We start from the raw sequence: 20,681 nt of genomic DNA, 5'->3' as shown, positions 1-20,681 counted from the left end.
GGGGAGGGGCCTTCCGGGGTTCGACGACGGTGAGCAGCGCCCGCGCGGGGCGCGGCGCCGGATCTTTTTCAGGACGCGGTGGCCCGGCGCGGGGCTGCCGGCGTCAACAAGGAGCGGATCATGAACCAAGAGGTCATGAACCTTTTCAACCAGCAGGCCCAGCCGGTCAGCTTCGATCAGATCAAGATCTCGATCTCGTCCCCGGAGAAGATCCTCTCCTGGTCGTACGGTGAGATCAAGAAGCCCGAGACCATCAACTACCGGACCTTCAAGCCCGAGCGCGACGGCCTGTTCTGCGCGCGCATCTTCGGGCCGATCAAGGACTACGAGTGCTTGTGCGGCAAGTACAAGCGCATGAAGTACAAGGGCGTCATCTGCGAGAAGTGCGGCGTCGAGGTCACCCTCGCGCGCGTCCGGCGCGACCGCATGGGCCACATCGAGCTGGCCGCCCCCGTCGCGCATATCTGGTTCCTGAAGTCGCTGCCGAGCCGCATCGGCCTGCTGCTCGACATGGCGCTCAAGGACCTCGAGCGGATCCTGTACTTCGAGTCGTACTGCGTCATCGAGCCGGGCCTCACCCCCCTGAAGGAGCGTCAGCTCCTGTCGGAGGAGGAGTACCTGCGCGCGCAGGAGGAGTACGGCGAGGACTCGTTCACCGCCATGATCGGCGCCGAGGCCATCCGGCGCATCCTGCAGGAGCTGGACCTCGACAAGATCGCCAACGATCTGCGCGAGGAGATCGCCGTCACCACCTCGGAGCTGAAGCCCAAGAAGCTCCTGAAGCGGCTCAAGATCATCGAGGCCTTCCAGATGTCCGGCAACAAGCCGGAATGGATGATCCTCACGGTCGTGCCGGTGATCCCGCCGGACCTGCGCCCGCTGGTCCCGCTGGACGGCGGCCGCTTCGCGACCTCCGACCTCAACGACCTCTACCGCCGCGTCATCAACCGCAACAACCGCCTGAAGCGGCTGATCGAGCTGCGCGCGCCCGACATCATCATCCGCAACGAGAAGCGGATGCTGCAGGAGGCCGTCGACGCCCTGTTCGACAACGGCCGCCGCGGCCGCGTCATCACGGGTGCCAACAAGCGCCCGCTGAAGTCGCTCGCCGACATGCTCAAGGGCAAGCAGGGCCGGTTCCGCCAGAACCTGCTCGGCAAGCGCGTCGACTACTCGGGCCGCTCAGTCATCGTGGTGGGTCCGGAGCTGAAGCTGCACCAGTGCGGCCTGCCCAAGAAGATGGCGCTGGAGCTGTTCAAGCCGTTCATCTACGCCCGCCTCGACGCCAAGGGCTTCTCGGCCACCGTCAAGCAGGCCAAGAAGCTCGTGGAGAAGGAGAAGCCGGAGGTCTGGGACATCCTCGATGAGGTGATCCGCGAGCACCCGGTGATGCTGAACCGCGCGCCGACGCTGCACCGCCTCGGCATCCAGGCCTTCGAGCCGAAGCTGATCGAGGGCAAGGCGATCCAGCTGCACCCGCTGGTCTGCGCCGCGTTCAACGCCGATTTCGACGGCGACCAGATGGCCGTGCACGTCCCGCTGTCGCTCGAGGCGCAGCTGGAAGCGCGCGTCCTGATGATGTCGACCAACAACATCCTGCACCCGGCCAACGGTCAGCCGATCATCGTGCCGTCGCAGGACATCGTTCTCGGCCTCTACTACCTGTCGATCGTGGCCGAGGGCGCGCCGGGCGAGTTCAAGCCGGGCAACACCAAGAACCCGATGCAGGGCGTCTACGGCGACATGGGCGAGCTGGAGCACGCTCTCGCCGCCAAGGCCGTGTCGCTGCACTCGAAGATCAAGTGGCGCTGGACCGGTATCGGCCCGGACGGTGAGCCCCTGACCAAGACCTACGAGACCACCCCCGGCCGCGTGATCCTCTCCGGCGCCCTGCCGAAGCACGCCAAGGTGCCCTTCGACGTCGTCAACAAGCTGATGACCAAGAAGGAGATCTCGGCGATGATCGACACCGTCTACCGCCACTGCGGTCAGAAGGAGTCGGTGATCTTCTGCGACCGGATCATGGCGCTCGGCTTCAACCACGCGTTCAAGGCCGGCATCTCGTTCGGCAAGGACGACATGGTCGTGCCGGAGAACAAGTGGTCGATCGTCGACACGACCCGCGCGCTCGTGAAGGATTACGAGCAGCAGTACAACGACGGCCTGATCACCCAGGGCGAGAAGTACAACAAGGTCGTCGATGCCTGGGCCAAGTGCTCGGACAAGCTGGCCGCCGAGATGATGGGCCGGATCTCGGCCGTCCAGAAGGACGAGCACGGGGCCGACAAGCAGGTCAACTCGATCTACATGATGAGCCACTCGGGTGCCCGCGGCTCGCCTGCCCAGATGAAGCAGCTTGCGGCGATGCGCGGCCTCATGGCCAAGCCGTCGGGCGAGATCATCGAGACCCCGATCATCTCGAACTTCAAGGAAGGCCTGGACGTTCTGGAGTACTTCAACTCCACGCACGGTGCCCGTAAGGGCCTGGCCGACACCGCCCTGAAGACCGCGAATTCCGGCTACCTGACCCGCCGCCTCGTCGACGTGGCCCAGGACGCCGTCATCCGCGAGGTCGATTGCGGCACGACCAACGGCATCAAGATGCGCGCCATCGTGGATGCCGGCCAGGTCGTGGCGACGCTCGCCACCCGCATCCTGGGCCGTGCCACGGCCGAGGATCTGGTGGCCGCGGACGGCACGGTGATCGTCAAGACCGGCGAGACCATCGAGGAGCGGCACCTTCCGGCGATCAACGCCGCCGGCATCCAGGAGGTGAAGATCCGCTCGGTGCTGGTCTGCGCCACCAAGAGTGGCGTCTGCGCCACCTGCTATGGGCGCGACCTCGCCCGCGGCACGCCCGTCAACATGGGCGAGGCCGTCGGCGTCATCGCGGCGCAGTCGATCGGCGAGCCGGGCACGCAGCTCACGATGCGCACCTTCCACATCGGCGGTGCGGCCCAGATCGCCGACTCGTCGTTCATCGAGTCGAGCTTCGAGGGCACGATCAAGATCCGCAACCGCGCGATCGCCAAGAACTCCGATGGCGATCTGATCGCCACCGGCCGCAACGTGGCGGTGGTGGTCGTCGGGTCGGACGGGGTCGAGCGGGCGGTCCACCGCCTGCAGTACGGCGCCAAGCTCCGAGTCGACGAGGGTGACAAGATCAAGCGTGGGCAGCGCATCGCCGAGTGGGATCCCTACACCCGTCCGATCCTCACCGAGGTCGACGGCATCGTGGCCTACGAGGACTTGGTCGACGGCCAGTCCATGACCGAGACCACCGACGAGTCGACCGGCATCGCCAAGCGCGTCGTCGTCGACTGGCGCGGCTCGGCCCGGACCTCTGACCTCAAGCCCGCGATGGTCGTGGTCGATCGGGACGGCAAGGCGCTCAAGCTGCCCCGCGGCTCGGACGCCCGCTACTTCCTGCCGGTCGACGCCATCATCGGCTTCGATCCCGGCGCGAAGGTGAATGCCGGCGACATTCTCGCCCGCGTCTCGACCGACTCGGCCAAGACCCGCGACATCACCGGCGGTCTGCCGCGGGTGGCGGAGTTGTTCGAGGCAAGGCGCCCGAAGGACGCGGCGATCATCGCCGAGAAGTCGGGCACCATCGCGTTCGGCCGCGACTACAAGAACAAGCGTCGGCTCACGCTGACGCCGCACGACGGCTCGGAGGCGGTCGAGTACCTGATCCCGAAGGGCAAGCACATCCACCTGCAGGACGGGGACGTGGTCGAGCTCGGCGATTACATCGTCGACGGAAACCCGGCCCCGCACGACATCCTGGCGATCAAGGGCGTGGAGGAACTCGCGGCCTACCTCGTCAACGAGATCCAGGAGGTCTACCGGCTGCAGGGCGTGTCGATCAACGACAAGCACATCGAGGTGATCGTCCGTCAGATGCTGCAGAAGGTCGAAGTGACCGACGGCGGCGACTCGGACATCCTCTCGGGTGACCAGATCGACCGGACGGAGTTGACCGACTTTAACGAGAAGCTGCTCGCCGAGGGCAAGAAGCCGATCCAGGGCGTTCCGGTCCTGCTCGGCATCACCAAGGCGTCGCTGCAGACCAAGTCGTTCATCTCGGCGGCCTCGTTCCAGGAGACCACCCGCGTCCTCACCGAGGCGGCGGTCAACGGCAAGGTCGACACCCTGGAGGGCCTGAAGGAGAACGTCATCGTCGGGTCGCTGATCCCGGCGGGCACGGGCTCGATGGTGGCGGATATCCGCTCCATCGCCCGCCGCCGCGACGCGATGATCCTGCAGCAGAAGCAGGCCGAGAGCGGCGCCATGCCGGTCGAGGAGCTTCCGCCCGCCGCCGCCGAGTGAGGCCGTCGGCAGGTTCGTGACGCGAGAGGGCGGCCTTCGGGCCGCCCTTTCTCGTTCCGGCCTGCCTTTGTCCGGCCGTGTCCCCTCACCAACTCGAACGCCGTCTTTGCGAGCGCAGCGAAGCAACCCAGTGTCGCGCCACGCTGGAAGACGTCCCGCTGCCCTGGGTCACTTCGCTGCGCTCGTGATGACGGGCCGGGCAGTGTCGACTGCAACCCCGAAACCGTATCGAGACGCGCGCGACCGTCCGGCCTTAACGGCAGCTCAACCATACCGCGCGATAAATTCGGCGCGGCCGCAGAAACACCCTGGAAACGGGGAGGATCGGGCCGGTTCGGGTGCGTGAGTGCGGGTCTGGCGTCGTGGGCACGAGACGAGGACGGGAATCGAGCCTGCGCTGGCTCTCGGCGGCCCTGACGCCCTGGATGGTCGGTCTGGGCCTGCTGGTGTCGTTCACCGCCGACGCCGGCACGGAGAACGCCATCGGGGCGAGCCGGCTCGGGGTGATCGATGCCGACACGGTCCCGCCGCTGCCGCCCGGCACCCTGCTGATCGGATCGGCCCTCCGCCGCCTCGGCGACGAGCCGCCCCAGGCGACCTTCAAGACCGGCGCGCACGTTTTCCCGGTCGTGCAGCGGGCCGGCAAGGGCGACCCCGCCCGGCCGCCGGCCGAGAGCTTCGCGCGCCGGGCCGCGAACCTGCGCGAGGCGGGCGGCGCCCTGGTGTTCGGCGACGTTACCGGCAGCGTCACCGGCGTGCTGACGCAGGGCTCCGCGATCTGGGACCCGGAATCCGAGCCGGAAGCCGCCTTCGTCCCCGTGCCGGATCTCGGCCTCACCACCGGCAGCGGCACCGCCGCCTCCACGGGCGCGGGGACGGCCGACCTCACCGAGGATGGCGGCCCCGAGCGCTTCGACGGCTCGACCCCGCCGGTGCCGCGGGCCATCGCGCTGTCCTCCACGACGCCGGCACCCGCCGACGCCATCCCCGTCGAGATCGCCGCGGCGAGCCTCGCGCTCCCCGATTTCGCGCTCCGCACCGAGCGGCCCGACAGCGCCCAGCCGGTGCCCGAGGACGCGCGCCGGCGCTACGCCGACCTGATCGACCCGAACGCCCTCGACAAGGAGCAGCGCTGCCTCTCCGAGGCGGTCTATTTCGAGGCCCGGAGCGAGCCCGAGGCCGGCCAGGCCGCCGTCGCCCAGGTGGTGCTCAACCGGGTGAAGAGCGGCCTCTACCCGGCGAGCGTCTGCGGCGTCGTCTACCAGAACCGGCACCACTACATGGGGTGCCAGTTCTCCTTCGCCTGCGAGGGCAAGTCGCTGCGCATCACCGATGCCGGCGCCTGGGAATCCGCCACCCGCATCGCCCGCTCGGTGATCGAGGGCCGGACCTACCTCGCGGAGGTCGGCGCCGCGACCCACTACCACGCCGACTACGTGCGTCCGGGCTGGGCCCGCCGTCTGCGCAAGATGGACGTGATCGGCCGGCACATCTTCTACCAGCTCCGGGCCGGCCAGACCTGACCCGGGCCGGACCGGACTTCATAAGAGAGACTGTCGAAGATCCGAACAATCCTACCTAGGTAGGCGACGCCTAAGCAGTCGAAACCAAGGGTTAATTTTACCTTCGTTCCCGATAATGCTTGCGCGCCGGGCAACGAGTCTGGCCTCTGGTACGTCGAGACGAGCGCCGCGTCCGCGCCGCGTCTCGCAGTAATGCGTATCAGAGGACTTCCATGACCGCGCCGGTCGCTCGCACCGCTCTCCTCGCCGCCGCCCTCGGCGGCGTGCTCCTCGCCGCACCCGCCCAGGCCGGCGGCTGCTACGGCTCCGAATGCTATCGCCGCGTCGTCACGCCGCCGGTCTACGACACCGTGCAGGAGAACGTGCTGGTGCGCCCGCCCCGCACGGTCTACCGGACCACGCCGCCGGTCTACGATACGGTGTCGGAGCGCGTGATGGTCTCGCCCGGCGGCCGCTACTGGCAGACCAGCCGCGGCCCCGGCGGCGAGCTGATCGGCTGCTGGGTGACCACGCCGCCGCGCTTCGCCGTCCGCACCCGGACCGTGCTGATCCGCCCGGCGCAGACGATCCCCGAGACGATCCCGCCGGAATACGCCAGCGTCAGCCGCCGCGTCCTCGTCGCGCCCGCCCGGGCCGGCTGGGCGCCGATCGGCGGCGGTTACGGCTACCGGCCCGCGGCCTATGGCGGCCCGCTCGTCGGCTCGATCCCGGACGCCCTCGGCATCACCGGGGCCAGCTCCTCGGACATCGGCGTCGGTCTCGGCTTCTACACGGGCAGCCGGTACGACGGATACTGAGCCGGTAACGACCGCCGTCGCCTTGATTCCGGGCGTCCCGGCCACACCTCACCGCGCAGCACGGGAGGTGATGATGGGGACGTTCAAGGCCTGGGTGGTCGAGAAGAACGAGGCCGGCCAGAGCCTCGCCTTCCGGGATTTCGACGACGCCGACCTGATGGACGGCGACGTCACCGTGCGGGTGACGCACTCGACCCTGAACTACAAGGACGGCCTCGCGCTCACCGGCAAGTCGCCGGTGGTGCGCCGCTTCCCGATGATCCCCGGCATCGACTTCTCGGGGATCGTCGAGACCTCGGACCATCCGGAGTACAGGCCGGGCGACGCGGTCGTGCTCACCGGCTGGGGCGTCGGCGAGACACATCTCGGCGCCTACGCGCAGCGCGCCCGGGTCCGGGGCGACTGGCTGGTTCCGCTGCCCCAGGGCCTCACGGCCGAGCAGGCCATGGCGGTGGGCACTGCCGGCTACACGGCGATGCTGTGCTGCATGGCGCTGGACGCCCACGGTGTGAAACCCGAGCACGGCCCGGTCATCGTCACCGGCGCCTCGGGCGGCGTCGGCTCGGTGGCGGTGGCGCTCCTCGCCCGGGCCGGCTGGCACGTGATCGCCTCCACGGGCCGGGACGGCGAGTCCGAGTACCTGAAGGGCCTCGGGGCCGCCGAGATCCTCGACCGGGCGGAGCTGTCGAAGCCCGGCAAACCCCTCGGCAAGGAGCGCTGGGCCGCGGGGGTCGACGCCGTCGGCTCCACGACCCTCGCCAACGTGCTCGCCATGACCCGGGCGGACGGCGCCGTCGCGGCCTGCGGGCTGGCGCAGGGCATGGACCTGCCGACCTCGGTGGCGCCCTTCATCCTCCGCGGCGTCTCGCTGCTCGGCATCAACAGCGTCACCACCCCGCAGAAGAAACGCCGCGAGGCCTGGGCGCGCCTCGCTCGGGAACTCGACCTGGCCAAGCTCGCCGCCATGACGAGCACGGTCCGCCTGGAGGAGGTCGGCCGGCTCGGCGAGGAGATCCTGGCCGGCAAGGTCCGAGGCCGGACCGTCGTGACGGTGGCGTAGGTCCGGCGCCCGTCAGGCGGCTTTCCGGGCCTGGAGCAGGTAGCTCATCGGCAGGAGCCGGTCGGCGGCGAGCACGTCGCAGGCCGTGCTGCTGATGTTGTCAGGAAACTCCCGGAACCGCTCGATCGCGAGGCCGGCACCGATCAGGCTCTCGATCAGCATCCCGACGGGATGGGCGAACCAGTAATGCGGTCCGACCCGCGGGGCCGGCCCGTCGCCGTACACGATGGCGTCCTCGCCAACGAACGGCGCCGTGCGGAAATAGGAGTGCCGGACCAGAAGCGGCTGCTCCGCCCGCGGCTCGAACATGTTCACGACGGGGTGCTCCTCGTGGATGAGGATCCGGCCGCCCGGGTGCAGGAGGCGCGCCGCCACGGCCAGGAAGCGCGGCAGGTCGGGCATCCAGCCCAGCACGCCGATGGTGATCACCGCGAGGTCGTAGGCACCGTCGTGCTCCGCGTCGATCGCGTGCACGTCGCCCGCGACGAAGCGGCAGTCGCGCCCGGCGATGCCGGCGAGGTCCCTGGCCTGGGCGAGGAACGCCTCCGACTGGTCGAACCCGGTCGCCGACCGGGCGCCGAGATTCATCAGCGACACCGTCTCCCGCCCGTTGTTGCAGCAGAGCTGCGCGACGGAGGTCCCGGCGAGGCCGATCGCCCGCAAGGCCGCCTCCATCGGCGGGTCGAAGCAGGAGAAGCCGGGATCCCGCGCGAAGTTCTGCGTCAGCCGGTCCCAAGACGGGTCGCTCCGGTGCAGGGGCGCGGAGGCATCCCAGGCCTGGCGGTTGGCGGCGACGGCCTCGGCGGCGGACAGGGACGACATCGACGGCTCCGGGTGAATCGCCGGAGAGTCTAGCGAGCGGTGCCCGTGTCGCGCCACGGCGAAAACGCCGGGCCGGCCGAACCGCCGTCGCGCGGGAACCTTTGCCGTACCTCGCGTGTTGGCGTCTTCATGAGCGTCGCATTCGTCAAAGAGCCCGAGGGTGGGGAAGCGTTCGAGAATCTGCCGGACCGGCCGATCTCGCCGCACACGAACTTCGTCACGCCGGAGGGGCTCGCGCAGATCGAGGCCGAGGTCGCGCGTCTCGAGAAGGAGGTCGCCTCGCTGGACCCCGCCGACAAGGCGGAGGATTCCCGCATCGGGCGCGACCTGCGCTACTGGGCGGCCCGGAAGAACACCGCGCAGCTCGTGGAGCCCAGGGGCGGCGACACCGTGCAGTTCGGCTCCACCGTCACGGTGGTCCGCGAGGACGAATCCGGCAAGGAGACCCGGCAGACCTTCCGGATTGTCGGCGAGGACGAGGCCGACCCGCACAAGGGCTCGATCTCGTACGTGGCACCGCTCGCCCGCGCCATCACGGGCAAGACGATCGGCGACGTGGTCGAGGTGAACGGCCACGAGGTCGAGGTCGTCGAGATTCGCTGAGGCGGGTCAACGGCCCTCGAACCGGGCCCGCAGCGGCAGCAACGCCTCGGCAACGTGCTCCATGAAGGCCCGGACTCGCGCCGCGTGGCGCAAGTCCGGATGCGTCAGGATCCAGAGGTCCGCCCCGAGTTCCGGGTGCGGCCCTGACAGCCGTCGCAGCGCCGGATTGAGGTCGGCCGTGAAGCAGGGAAGCGGACCGATGCCGAGACCGGCCTCGACCGCCGCTTCCAGGCCCAGCACCGCGTTGATCCGCAGGCGGACACGGTCGGACGGCACCCGCGCCTCCACGAACCGCGTGAGCGAGCCCCCCGCCACCAGCGGGCTCGGACTAATCCACGTCTCGCGGGCCAGGTCGCCGTAAGCGCGGTCGGCGCGGCCGTAGACCGCCCAGGCGGTGAGGGCGAGGCGGCGCCCGACCAGGGTCTCGCTCGGCTCCCGGCTGATCCGGATCGCCACGTCGGCGTCCCGGCGCGACAGGTTGAGGGTCGCCTCGGCGAGGATGAGCTCGATCCGGATCTCAGGATAACGCTCCGCGAAGCTCGCCAGCATCGGCATCAGCAGCTCGGCGGCGAAGCCCGCCGGCGCGGTCACCCGCAGCTCGCCGGAGGGTGTCTCGCCCTGTCCCGCCACCGCGCGGGAGAACCGTGCCACGTCCAGCTCGATGCGCCCGGCCGCCTCGATCATCGCCTGCCCGGCGGCGGTCGGCACGTAGCCCGTGCGCAGCCGCTCGAACAGGCGCGCGCCGAGCCGCGCCTCCAGGGCGGCGAGGCGCCGGAACGCCGTAGAGTGATTGATACCCAGTTCGGCCGCCGCCGCGGTCAGGCCGCCCCGATCGGCCACCGCCTTCACGAACCGGAATTCGTCCCAATCGAGCGCCACGCCCCGAACCTTGCATCTGTGCAAGATCAATCTTGCATGTCGGCGCATTCTTGCAAGGCGGCAAATGCGCGATGCAGGGGCCTTCCGTCGGCCGACGATTCGGCCGGACGTCCGACCCGCAGGAGAGATAACCCGATGGCGAAGGTTCTGGTGCTGTACTACTCGACCTACGGTCACGTGGAGCAGATGGCCTACGCCGTCGCCGAGGGCGCCCGCGAGACGGGGGCCGAGGTCGTCGTGAAGCGCGTGCCCGAGCTGGTCCCGGAGGAGGTCGCCCGGCAGAGCCACTTCAAGCTCGATCAGGCGGCGCCGGTCGCGACCGTCGCCGAACTCGCCGACTACGACGCGATCATCTTCGGCACGCCGACCCGCTACGGCAACATGGCCTCGCAGATGAAGCAGTTCATCGATCAGACCGGGGGGCTCTGGATGAAGGGCGCCCTGGTCGGCAAGGTCGGCTCGGTCTTCACCTCCACGGCCTCCCAGCACGGCGGCCAGGAGACGACGCTGACGAGCTTCCACACGGTGCTGTTCCACCACGGCATGGTGGTGGTCGGCCTTCCCTACAGCTTCCAGGGGCAGGCGGGCGTCGAGGCGGTGAAGGGCAACACGCCCTACGGCGCCAGCACGATCGCGGACGGCGACGGGTCCCGCCAGCCGAGTGCTGTCGAGCTGGAGGGCGCGCGGTTCCAGGGCCGCCACGTGGCGGGCATTGCCGCCAAGCTGGCCCGAGACTGAGAAGCCAAGAAAAAAGGCTCGGATTGCTCCGAGCCTGAAAGGAAAAAGGCCATTGGGGGCTGAGAAGGCCTTCGTGATCAATAAACGGATCAGGCCGAAATCTGTTCCGCGGCCGGCGAAAATTTCTTCGCCGTCAGCGGGGCGCGGCCGCCCGGGCGAGGCGATCTCGGATCGCCTCGCCGAGCCCGTCCTCGGGGATCGGCGCGACCGCGATGGTCTCCGCCCCCGAGGCGTCGAGGTCGCGCAGGGCGCCGAACAGCCGGGCAGCGGCCTCCGCGGGGTCGCCCGCCGGGCTCAGGTTGAGACTGGCGCGCGCGGTCTCGTGACCGGTCGGGGGGCGGGACCCGAACAGCAGGACCGCCTCGCCGGGCTCGACCCGCACCGCGTCGAGGCGGACCCGCGCCCGCGGCGCGTAGTGCGAGGCGAGCATGCCCGGGCCCGCCGGCCGGTCGGCATCCGCCGCCACGGGCGCCGCCGGGTCGAGGCCGAGCACCGCCCGGAGCGCCGCCCGGGTGACGCCGCCGGGCCGCAGCAGCCGCGGCGTGCCGCCCAGGCAGGCCACCACCGTGGACTCGACGCCCACCGGCGTGTCGCCGCCGTCGAGCACCGCGGCGATGCGGCCGGCGAGATCGTCGAGGACGTGGGCGGCCCGGGTCGGGCTCACCCGCCCGGACCGGTTGGCCGAGGGCGCCGCGACCGGCCGCCCGACCTCCGCCAGGAGATCCCGCGCGAGCGGGTGCGCCGGAACCCGCAGGGCGAGGCTCGGCAGGCCGGCGCGGGCGAGGTCGCAGACCCGCGTGCCCGCGTGCGCCGGGACGACCAGGGTCAGGGGTCCGGGCCAGAAGGCCTCCGCGAGGCGGCGCGCCGGCGCGTCGAAGACGCCCTCCGCCAGGGCTGCCGCCGCGTCGGGCAGGTGCGAGATCAGCGGGTTGAAGCGCGGCCGCGCCTTGGCGGCGAAGATGCCCGTCACCGCCCCGGGGTCGGTTGCGTCCGCCCCGAGCCCGTAGACGGTCTCGGTGGGGAAGGCGACGAGGCGGCTAGCCCGCAGGAGAGCGGCGGCCTCCGCGAGGCCGGCCGCGTCGGCGGTGAGCCGCCGGGTCGCGGCCGGGACCGTTGACCCGGGATCATTCATGCGGGAAGCCGTCTCCGAGGTCATGGCGGTGCGAGCCCCGCGCGCCTATCCTCGCCCCGCCCTAGCGCCGGTGCGCGGGCGCGGTCAAACCCGCCCCGGATCGAACGAGCGGGCGGGCCGCCACACGGGAGGATCGTATGAGTTACCGCGCCCCGGTCCCCGAGATGCTCTTCACGCTGCGGCACGTGGCCGGGCTCGACGCGGTCGATCCCGACGATGCCGAGGCGATCCTGACCGAGGCCGGGCGCATCGCCGCCGGCGTGATCGCGCCGCTCAACCGGGTCGGCGACCGGCACGGCACTCCCTTCGCGGACGGGGAGGTCACCACGCCGCCCGGCTGGCGCGAGGCCTACCGCACCTTCACGGAGGGCGGCTGGAACGGGCTCTCGGCCGAGGCCGACCACGGCGGGCAGGGCCTGCCGAAGCTGATCGAGGCCGCCTGCACCGAGATGTGGAACGGCGCCAACCTCGCCTTCGGCCTCTGCCCGCTCCTGACCCAGGGCGGCATCGAGGCGCTCGCGGCCCACGGCTCGGACGACCTGAAGGCGCGCTACCTCGCGAAGCTGGTCTCGGGTGAATGGCCCGCCACCATGAACCTGACCGAGCCGCAGGCGGGCTCCGACCTCGCCCTCCTGCGCACCCGGGCGGTGCCGGCGGGCGACGGCACCTACCGGATCACCGGCAACAAGATCTACATCACCTACGGCGAGCACGACCTCGCCGACAACATCGTCCACCTCGTCCTGGCCCGGCTGCCCGAGGCGCCCGCCGGCACGCGGGGCATCTCCCTGTTCCTGGTGCCGAAAGTGCTGCCGGACGGCACCCGCAACGACCTGCGCTGCTCCGGCATCGAGCACAAGCTCGGCATCCACGCCTCGCCGACCTGCTCGATGGCGTTCGGCGACGGCGGCGGCGCCACCGGCTGGCTGATCGGCCAGGAGAACAAGGGTCTGGCCTGCATGTTCACGATGATGAACGCGGCGCGGCTCAATGTCGGCCTGCAGGGCGTCGGAATCGCCGAGGCCGCGACCCAGCGGGCGCTCGCCTACGCGCAGGAGCGCCGCCAGGGCAAGGCGGTGGGCGCCGCCGAGGCGACCAGCCCGATCGCCGCCCATCCGGACGTGCAGCGCATGCTGCTCACCATGAAGGCCTCGACGGCCGCCGCCCGCGCCATCTGCTACCTCACCGCCGCGGCCCTCGACGCGTCGAAGGGACCGGAGGGGCAGGCGGCCCTGGACCGCGCCTCGCTGCTGACCCCGGTCGCGAAGGCGTTCGCGACGGACCTCGCCAACGAGGTGACCTCGCTCGGTGTGCAGGTCCACGGCGGCATGGGCTTCGTGGAGGAGACCGGGGCGGCGCAGCTCATGCGCGACGCCCGCATCCTCGGCATCTACGAGGGGACCAACGGCATCCAGGCCATCGACCTCACCGCCCGCAAGCTGCCGCTGAACGGCGGGGCCACCGCGCGGTCGCAGATCGCCTGGATGCGCCGCGCCGCGGAGGGACTGCTCAAGGCCGGCGACCCGGCCTTCGGCCACATGGCGGCGCGGCTGCGCGACGGGATCGGCAGTCTCGACCGGGCGACGAGCCACCAGCTCGCCGCGCTGAGCTCGAACCGCCCCGAGGCGGCGCTCGCCGGCGCGACGCCGTACCTGCGCCTGTTCGGCCTGACGCTGGGCGCCGCCTGCCTCGCCCGGGGCGCGCTCGCCGCGAGCGCTGCCCGAAAGGCTGGCGAGACGGACCCGGCGCACGCGGCCCGCATCGTGCTCGCCCGGTTCTACGCCGAGAACCTCCTGGTGGCCGCCTCCGGCCTGGAGCAGGCGGTGGTCGAGGGCGGCGCCTTCACGGACGACGCCGCCCTGGCGCTGGCGGTTTGAGGAGCGGATCATGGCCGAACCCGTCACGATCGACGACCTCGCGGGCGGCGTCCGCCTGATCACCCTGAACCGCCCCGAGAAGAAGAACGCCCTCACGTGCGCCATGTACGACGCGATGCGCGCGGGCCTGACGGAGGCCGACGCGTCGGACGCGGTCGGCGCCGTGGTCTTCGCCGGGCAGCCCGGCATGTTCAGCGCCGGCAACGACCTCGCCGATTTCATGGGGCATGCCGGTGATGGATTCAGTTCCTCGCCGGCGCTGGCCTTCATCCGCCAGCTCGCCCGGACCCGCACCCCGATGGTGGCGGCGGTCGACGGGATCGCGGTCGGCATCGGCGCGACCCTCTGCCTGCACTGCGACCTCGTCTACGCGAGCCCGGCGGCGCGCCTGCGCATGCCCTTCGTCGAGCTCGGCCTCGTGCCGGAGGCGGCGTCGAGCTACCTGCTGCCCCTGCGAGTCGGCCGGCTCCGGGCGACCGAGCTGCTGCTCCTGTCCCGGCCGCTCGAGGCCGACGAGGCGCAGGCCCTGGGCCTCGTCAACGCGGTGCTACCCGCCGACATGCTGGTCGAGCAGGCCATCGCGCAGGCCGCGCGCCTCGCCGCCCTGCCGCGCGGGGCGCTGACGGCGTCCCGGGCGCTGATCCGGGGCGACCAGGCGCAGGTCGAGGCGGCCCTGGAGGCGGAGGCCAGAGCCTTCGACGCGCAGCTGCGCTCGCCCGAGTCCCAGGAGCGGCTCGCCGCCTTCCTGTCGCGGTCGAAGCCCGCCGCCTCGGCGTGAGCCCGCCCGACCTCTCCCAGAAGATCTGCCTCGTCGCGGGCGCGTCGCGGGGCGTCGGCCGGGGCCTCGCCCGGGCGCTGGGCGAGGCGGGGGCCACGGTGATCGTCACGGCCCGCTCCAGCGAGACCGGCCCGCGCACCGAGATGCGCGCCGAGGCGATCGAGGACACGGCCCGCGCGGTCGACGCCGCCGGCGGCCGCGGTCACCACTACCTCTGCGATCACCGCTCCGAGCGTGCCACCGATGCGCTGGTCCACTGGGCTCTGCGCCGGTTCGGGCGGATCGACGTCGCGGCCTGCAGCGTGTGGAGCGGCAACGAGGGCTACGACGGCGAGCGCTACCCGGACGGGGCCGGCTGGGGCACGCCGTTCTGGCGCCGCTCGGCGGAGCCGTACATCGGCCTCCTCGAGGCCGGGCCGCTGCCGGCCCTGCTGCTCGCCCGGGCGGTCGCCCCCGCCATGGTGGCGGCGCGGGCCGGGCTGCTGGCGCTCGTCTCCTTCGGGACCGAGGATTACCTCGGCGACGTGTTCTACGATTCCGCCAAGGCCGCGACCAACCGGCTGACCTTGGCCTTCGCCCGGGAACTCGCGCCCCACGGCGTCACCGCCCTCGGCCTCTCGCCGGGCTTCGTCGCCACCGAGCGGGCGCGCGACCTCGGTCACATCCAGCACGCCACCGAGAGCCCGCTCTACGCCGGCCGGGCGCTCGCGGCGCTCGCCGCCGACCCCGGCATCGCCGCCCGGGCGGGCGCCGTGCTGCATGCCGGCGACCTCGCGCGGATCTACGGCTTCACCGACGCCGATGGGACGCGGCCGGAGCGGTTCCGCGTCGGGCCGTGACAGGCCGTGACGGGCCGGGACGGTTTTGGCGGGACCTGTCGCCCGAATGGCGCAGCCCCGCGGCAAACGGGCCGGATCCGCCCCGGGACCCGTCGGCGGGGTTGATTCGCGGGGCCCGGACGCGCGTCCTGTCGGGATCGGCGGCTCCGATTGCTGCGGGAGCGAAAAACGGCCTTAATTCGCCCGCAGGTCAGGGGAGCGATCCTGTACCCGCCCCGATCTCCGGTCGGGCCGGGACCGTGCGTGTGAACGAGGGAAACTGGCATGTCGGAAGCGAACACGGCCCCGCGCGTGCTGATGGTGTTCCCGAAGTTCTACGAAAACTCGATGTGGAACTTCAAAGAGGCCATGGAGCTGCAGGGCGCCCGCGCGCCGGCGCCGCCGCTGGGCCTCATCACGCTGGCCGCGATGCTGCCGCCGGCCTGGCAGGTGACGCTCGTCAACCGCAACTGCGAGGAACTGACGGACGCGCAGATCCAGGCCGCCGACCTCGTGATGACCGGCGGCATGCTGCCCCAGGAGCCGGACTGCCTCGTGGTCATCGACCGCTGCGTGGCGCTCGGAACCCCGGTCTGCGTCGGCGGCCCGGCCCCGACCTCGACGCCGGAGGTCTACGACAAGGCCGACTTCCTGGTGCTGGGCGAAGCCGAGGGCATCCTCGACACGTTCGTGGCCGCCTGGGAGGCCGGCGAGCGCCGCGGCCGGCTCACGGCCGAGAAGTTCAAGGCCGACGTCACCAAGAGCCCGATCCCGCGCTTCGACCTGCTGACCTTCAGCCACTACCTCTACATCGGCGTCCAGTTCTCACGCGGCTGCCCGTTCACCTGCGAGTTCTGCGACATCATCGAGCTCTACGGCCGCGCCCCGCGGACCAAGACCACGCCGCAGATGCTGGCGGAACTCGACCGGCTCTACGGCCTCGGCTACCGCGGGCACGTCGACTTCGTCGACGACAACCTGATCGGCAACAAGAAGGCGATCAAGCTGTTCCTGCCCCACCTGATCAAGTGGCAGGAGGAGCACGGCTACCCGTTCAAGTTCTCCACCGAGGCCTCGCTGAACCTCGCGGACGACGACGAGCTGCTCGGGATGATGCGGGACGCGAATTTCTTCGCCCTGTTCACGGGGATCGAGACGCCCGACGAGGCGACGCTGATCCAGACGCAGAAGAAGCAGAACACCAAGCGCTCGATCGCCGACAGCGTGCACAAGCTCTACGAGCACGGCATGTTCGTCACGGCCGGCTTCATCGTCGGCTTCGACACCGAGAAGGACAGCATCAGCAAGGCGATGTCGCTGTGCATCGGCCAGACCGGCATCCCGATCGCCATGGTCGGCCTGCTCTTCGCGCTGCCGAACACGCAGCTCTCGCGCCGCCTGCGCAAGGAGGGCCGCCTCTACGAGAACTACGCGGCGACCACCGCCGACCAGGGCGACCAGTGCACGCAGGGCATCAACTTCGTGACCCTGCGGCCGCAGCGCGACGTGCTGGCCGACTACCGCGACGTCCTCCAGGAGATCTACGACCCGCCGAACTTCTTCGACCGGGTCCGGGTGGTCGCCCGGCGGGTGAAGCGGCCGAAATTCGCCGCCCAGAAGCTCAACTGGGGCCACATCGCCCACGATCTCTACTCGCTGCTGCGGGTGTGCTGGCGGATGACCGTGCGGCGTCCGGAACTCGCCAAGCACTTCTGGAGCGTGTTCCTGGAGACCGCCCGCCGCAACCCGGCCGCCCTGGAGGCCGTGGTCACCAACATGGTGATCTACCTCCACGTCTACCCGTTCTCGCGCTACGTCATCCGCGAGATCAACGGCCGGATCGCCGACCTCGATGCCGGCCGCTGGGTGCAGCCGCCGGTCCTGGCGCCCGAGGCGGAGACCTGCAAGGCGCCGCCGGTCGGCAAGGTGGTGGCCAAGGCCGAGGTCAAGCACCTCGCCGCGGTGGCCTGAGGGATCCGCGGCCGCTGCGCTTGCGGGCTCGGCCGATCATCGCTAGCTGACCCGCCGCGAGGCCACGTCCTCCCCCCGCCACGCGGGGCACAAGTCCGGGACGGCCCGGCCCTTTCGGGAGGGCCGCCGTGGCCTGGATCTATCTCGTCACCGCGGGCGTGCTGGAGGTCGTCTGGGCCTTCGCGATGAAGCAGTCGGAGGGCTTTACGCGCCTCTGGCCGACCGCCATCATGGCCGTGTCGATGGCCGGCAGCGTCGGCTTCCTGGCGCTGGCCATGCGCACGCTGCCCCTGGGCACCGCCTACACGATCTGGACCGGAATCGGCGCGGTCGGCGCCTTCCTGATCGGCATCGCCGTGCTGGGGGAGCAGGCGAGCGCCAGCCGGATCCTCGCGGCCGGCCTGATCGGCTCCGGGCTCGTCCTGATGAAGCTGTCGAGCCCCGGCTAAGCCTGAGGCCGAGCCTCAGGCCGCGCGCACGGTGTGCAGGAAGGCGTCGATCTCCCGGCGCAGCTCGGCGGCCTCCTCCGAGAGACTCGACGCCGAGGCCAGCATCCGCGTGGCGGCCGTGCCCGTGTCGTCGGCCGCCCGCGCCACCGCGTCGATCGTCCCGGTGACCGCGCCGGTCCCGGACGCCGCCTCGGCCACGTTCCGGGCGATCTCCCGGGTCGCCGCGCCCTGCTGCTCGACGGCGGCCGCGATCGAGGTCGCCACCCCGTCGATCTCGCGGATGCGCGCCGTGATCCCGTCGATCGCGTCCACGGTCTGCCCGGTCGCGCCCTGGATACGGCCGACCTGACCGGCGATCTCCTCGGTGGCCCGGGCGGTCTGGGCGGCGAGCTGCTTCACCTCGCTGGCGACCACCGCGAAACCGCGCCCCGCATCGCCGGCGCGGGCCGCCTCGATCGTGGCGTTCAGCGCCAGCAGGTTCGTCTGGCCGGCGATGTCGGTGATGAGGCGCACGACGTCGCCGATCCGGCCCGCGGCGGTGCTCAGTTCCTGCACGAGGCCGGCCGTGTCGCCGGCCTGGACCACCGCGCTCCGGGCGAGTTCGGCGGACCCGTCGACCTGGCGGCCGATCTCCTGCACCGAGGCGCCGAGTTCCTCGGCGGCCGCCGCGACCGTGCCGACATGCTGGGCGGCCTCCTGCGCGGCGCCCGCCACCGTGGCCGAGCGCTCCGCGGTGTGCGTGGCCGTACCGCTCATCGCCTCGGCGTCGGCCCGCAGGCCGAGGGCGGCGTCCGCCACCCGGGCCAGTACGCCGCCGACCGCGGCCTCGAAGGACTCGGCCATGGCGTGGACCGCGCGCCGGCGCTGCGCCTCGGCGCCCTCGCGCGCCAGCGCGGTCTCCCGCTCCAGGGCGCGGGTGTGGATCAGGTTGTCCTTGAAGACCTGCACGGCCGCCGCCATCGCGCCGATCTCGTCGCGCCGTCCCGTATGCGGGACCGGCACGGTCTCGTCGCCCTCGGCGAGGCGGCCCATCGCGCCGGTCATGCGCTGGATCGGCCGCGCGATCCCGAACAGGGCGAACAGCATCGCGGCCGCCGCGACCGCGAGGCCCACCACCGTGGCGATCAGCGCGATCAGCTTGGCCCGCGTCGCCGCCTGCACGGTCTGGGTGACGTTGGCCTCGGTCTGGCCCCGCGCCGCCGCGATCGACTCGGTCAGGCTGGCCACCGCGGCGTCGTTCTGCGCGCCCGTCGCGGGATCGAGCACGAGCGCGAGGGCGCCCGGCTGGTCGCCCGCGATCATCAGCTCGACCACCTGCAGCTGGATGTTCTGGTAGGCGTTCCACGCGTTGGTGAAGCGCTCGTAGATCGCCCGGGCTTCCGGGCTCGTCAGGCGGTCCTGATAGGCCTGCCGGAGGCCGGACAGCTCGCCGAGGGCGTCGGTCAGCGCCGTCTGGTTCCTGTCCAGGGCCGCCGCGTCGGGCGAGGCCACCGCGAGCCGGTAGAGCCGCAGGCGCGCGTCCCGCACGGCCGTCCCGATGGCCTCGGCCTGGTTCTGCGCGGGCAGGGCCTGCTGCGAGATCGCCGCGGCGTTCCGCTCGATCTCCGACAGGCTCACGACGCTGGCGATGCCCTGGCCGACGGCGGCGAGGGCGAGCAGGCCGATGGCACCGGCGAGGACCGTCTTGAGGGAGAAGCGCATGGGAGGTTCCGTCTTCGCGGCCGCGCCGCGCCTTCAGGCCCAACCATGCTCCCGTGGAGGTCTTAAGATTCTGTCGGCTCTATACCGGCGTTTGTTGTCAGAGCCACTTCTTCCACCGGAAGAAGAAGTAGGGAAATACCGCCGCCACGACCATCATGATCAGCGCCATCGGGTATCCGAAGGCGAAATCTAGTTCCGGTATGGACTTAAAATTCATGCCGTAGATCGACGCGATCAGGGTCGGCGGCATGAAGACGACCGCCATGACCGAGAACAGCTTGATGATGTTGTTCTGCTCGAGGTTGACGAGCCCCAAGGTCGCGTCGAGCAGGAACTGGATCTTCGTCGACAGGAAGGTGGCGTGCTCCTCGAGGGACTGAAGATCCCGCAGGGTCGAGCGCACGTCCTCGCGCAGGTCGCGCGGGGCCTTGTTGGTCCGGTAGGTCGCCGACAGCGAGAGCAGGATCCGCTCCATGGAGACGAGGCTCTCGCGCTGTTTGGAGATGAGATCGCCGTGCCGGCCCAGCGCCCGCAGCGTGTCCTGCAGCGCGGTGTTGCGGGCGGAGGGATCCTCCTGCACTTCGAAGATCTTGCCCGACAGGCGGTCGATGCGCTCGCCCTGGAGCTGCAGCACGTCGGCGGCGCGGTCGATCACCGCCTCGATCAGCCCGGCCAGGATCGATTCGCCCGAGGGTGTCGAGGCGCCGCCGTTGCCCATGGAGCGCCCGGCGCGCTGCGTGTACATGCGGAAGGCCTGCGGCTCCTCGTGGCGCACCGTCACCAGCCGGTTGCCGCGCAGGATGAAGGTGATGCCGGCCAGCCCCGGCTCCTCGGCGTCGCTGACCTTCGAGAGCACCCGGCCGGTCATGTAACGGGCGCCGTCCTCGACGTAGAGCAGCTCCGAGGGCTCGATGTCCTTCATCTCCTCGCGGGTCGGCACCTCGATGCCCGCGAACGACTCGACCTTCAGTTCCTCCTCGCGGCTCGGGCGGATCAGATCGAGCCAGACCGTGTCCTCGGGGATTGTGTCCTGGAGATCGATGACGCGGCGCTCAAGCAGCGTGGCTCCGGCGCCGACGGCGGGCTGGTGGATGAAGATCACGTACGGGTCTCGGATGCGGATCGGTCACGGGACAGCGCGGGGCCGCAGCCCGCATCCGGCACCGCGACGGTCGATGCAAGCTGTGCCGCGGATGTGGCG

Annotated in this window: 16 protein-coding genes; 11 read left to right on the top strand and 5 right to left on the bottom strand. The window is 71.0% G+C overall.

What is annotated here, in order from left to right:
• Nucleotides 1-120: 120 nt before the first annotated feature.
• From rpoC to LXM90_RS27250, 4 genes are all read left to right on the top strand, one after another.
• Nucleotides 121-4,332 (top strand): DNA-directed RNA polymerase subunit beta', encoded by a 4,212-nt coding sequence (gene rpoC, locus LXM90_RS27265; protein ID WP_026605423.1) that lies wholly within the window; start codon nucleotides 121-123, stop codon nucleotides 4,330-4,332.
• A gap of 425 nt (nucleotides 4,333-4,757) precedes the next feature.
• Entirely contained in the window at nucleotides 4,758-5,855 is a 1,098-nt protein-coding gene (locus tag LXM90_RS27260; protein WP_103986048.1) for a cell wall hydrolase, read from the top strand.
• A 212-nt stretch (nucleotides 5,856-6,067) separates the two neighbouring features.
• Nucleotides 6,068-6,652, top strand: coding sequence for a hypothetical protein (locus tag LXM90_RS27255; protein WP_020096231.1), 585 nt, complete (start codon nucleotides 6,068-6,070; stop codon nucleotides 6,650-6,652).
• Between the two features lie 73 nt (nucleotides 6,653-6,725).
• Nucleotides 6,726-7,712 (top strand): MDR family oxidoreductase, encoded by a 987-nt coding sequence (locus LXM90_RS27250; protein ID WP_026605425.1) that lies wholly within the window; start codon nucleotides 6,726-6,728, stop codon nucleotides 7,710-7,712.
• Nucleotides 7,713-7,724: 12 nt separating this feature from the next.
• Here the strand turns inward: LXM90_RS27250 and LXM90_RS27245 are convergent, their stop codons facing one another.
• Complete coding sequence (locus LXM90_RS27245) at nucleotides 7,725-8,534, bottom strand: class I SAM-dependent methyltransferase (protein WP_100253155.1); 810 nt, start codon at nucleotides 8,532-8,534, stop codon at nucleotides 7,725-7,727.
• A gap of 129 nt (nucleotides 8,535-8,663) precedes the next feature.
• Between LXM90_RS27245 and greA the strand changes: the two genes are divergently transcribed.
• Entirely contained in the window at nucleotides 8,664-9,137 is a 474-nt protein-coding gene (greA, locus tag LXM90_RS27240) for a transcription elongation factor GreA (RefSeq protein ID WP_020096234.1), read from the top strand.
• Nucleotides 9,138-9,143: 6 nt separating this feature from the next.
• On the opposite strand, the gene LXM90_RS27235 is transcribed toward greA, so the two are convergent.
• Entirely contained in the window at nucleotides 9,144-10,016 is an 873-nt protein-coding gene (locus tag LXM90_RS27235) for a LysR family transcriptional regulator (RefSeq protein ID WP_234081294.1), read from the bottom strand.
• Between the two features lie 135 nt (nucleotides 10,017-10,151).
• Here LXM90_RS27235 and wrbA point away from each other — a divergent pair, with 135 nt between their 5' ends.
• On the top strand, nucleotides 10,152-10,754 hold the full coding sequence (gene wrbA / locus LXM90_RS27230) for an NAD(P)H:quinone oxidoreductase (RefSeq protein WP_091683025.1): 603 nt from the start codon (nucleotides 10,152-10,154) through the stop codon (nucleotides 10,752-10,754).
• A gap of 133 nt (nucleotides 10,755-10,887) precedes the next feature.
• On the opposite strand, the gene LXM90_RS27225 is transcribed toward wrbA, so the two are convergent.
• Entirely contained in the window at nucleotides 10,888-11,886 is a 999-nt protein-coding gene (locus tag LXM90_RS27225; RefSeq protein ID WP_234081292.1) for an L-threonylcarbamoyladenylate synthase, read from the bottom strand.
• A 137-nt stretch (nucleotides 11,887-12,023) separates the two neighbouring features.
• On the opposite strand from LXM90_RS27225, the gene LXM90_RS27220 reads away from it, so the two are divergent.
• The 5 genes from LXM90_RS27220 to LXM90_RS27200 all read left to right on the top strand — a co-directional run bounded on the left by LXM90_RS27220 (nucleotide 12,024) and on the right by LXM90_RS27200 (nucleotide 17,779).
• A complete protein-coding gene (locus tag LXM90_RS27220; protein WP_234081290.1) occupies nucleotides 12,024-13,763 on the top strand; it encodes an acyl-CoA dehydrogenase in 1,740 nt (579 codons plus the stop codon).
• Between the two features lie 10 nt (nucleotides 13,764-13,773).
• Complete coding sequence (locus tag LXM90_RS27215; RefSeq protein WP_234081288.1) at nucleotides 13,774-14,541, top strand: enoyl-CoA hydratase-related protein; 768 nt, start codon at nucleotides 13,774-13,776, stop codon at nucleotides 14,539-14,541.
• Nucleotides 14,538-15,380 carry an SDR family NAD(P)-dependent oxidoreductase gene (locus LXM90_RS27210; RefSeq protein WP_234081285.1) on the top strand — a complete coding sequence of 281 codons (843 nt, stop codon included), beginning with the start codon at nucleotides 14,538-14,540 and terminating at the stop codon, nucleotides 15,378-15,380. The genes LXM90_RS27215 and LXM90_RS27210 overlap by 4 nt, the downstream gene beginning before the upstream one ends.
• 264 nt (nucleotides 15,381-15,644) lie before the next feature.
• Nucleotides 15,645-17,330, top strand: coding sequence for a B12-binding domain-containing radical SAM protein (locus LXM90_RS27205; RefSeq protein WP_020096240.1), 1,686 nt, complete (start codon nucleotides 15,645-15,647; stop codon nucleotides 17,328-17,330).
• Between the two features lie 128 nt (nucleotides 17,331-17,458).
• Nucleotides 17,459-17,779: a DMT family transporter gene (locus LXM90_RS27200; RefSeq protein WP_020096241.1), complete on the top strand. Its 321-nt coding sequence runs from the start codon at nucleotides 17,459-17,461 to the stop codon at nucleotides 17,777-17,779.
• Between the two features lie 15 nt (nucleotides 17,780-17,794).
• On the opposite strand, the gene LXM90_RS27195 is transcribed toward LXM90_RS27200, so the two are convergent.
• Nucleotides 17,795-19,480: a methyl-accepting chemotaxis protein gene (locus LXM90_RS27195; protein WP_234081282.1), complete on the bottom strand. Its 1,686-nt coding sequence runs from the start codon at nucleotides 19,478-19,480 to the stop codon at nucleotides 17,795-17,797.
• Nucleotides 19,481-19,577: 97 nt separating this feature from the next.
• Nucleotides 19,578-20,582: a magnesium transporter CorA family protein gene (locus LXM90_RS27190; protein ID WP_012320756.1), complete on the bottom strand. Its 1,005-nt coding sequence runs from the start codon at nucleotides 20,580-20,582 to the stop codon at nucleotides 19,578-19,580.
• Nucleotides 20,583-20,681: the final 99 nt, after the last annotated feature.

The sequence above is a fragment of the Methylobacterium oryzae genome, assembly GCF_021398735.1.
Lineage (GTDB): Bacteria > Pseudomonadota > Alphaproteobacteria > Rhizobiales > Beijerinckiaceae > Methylobacterium.
This window is presented reverse-complemented; position numbering and strand designations above follow the sequence as displayed.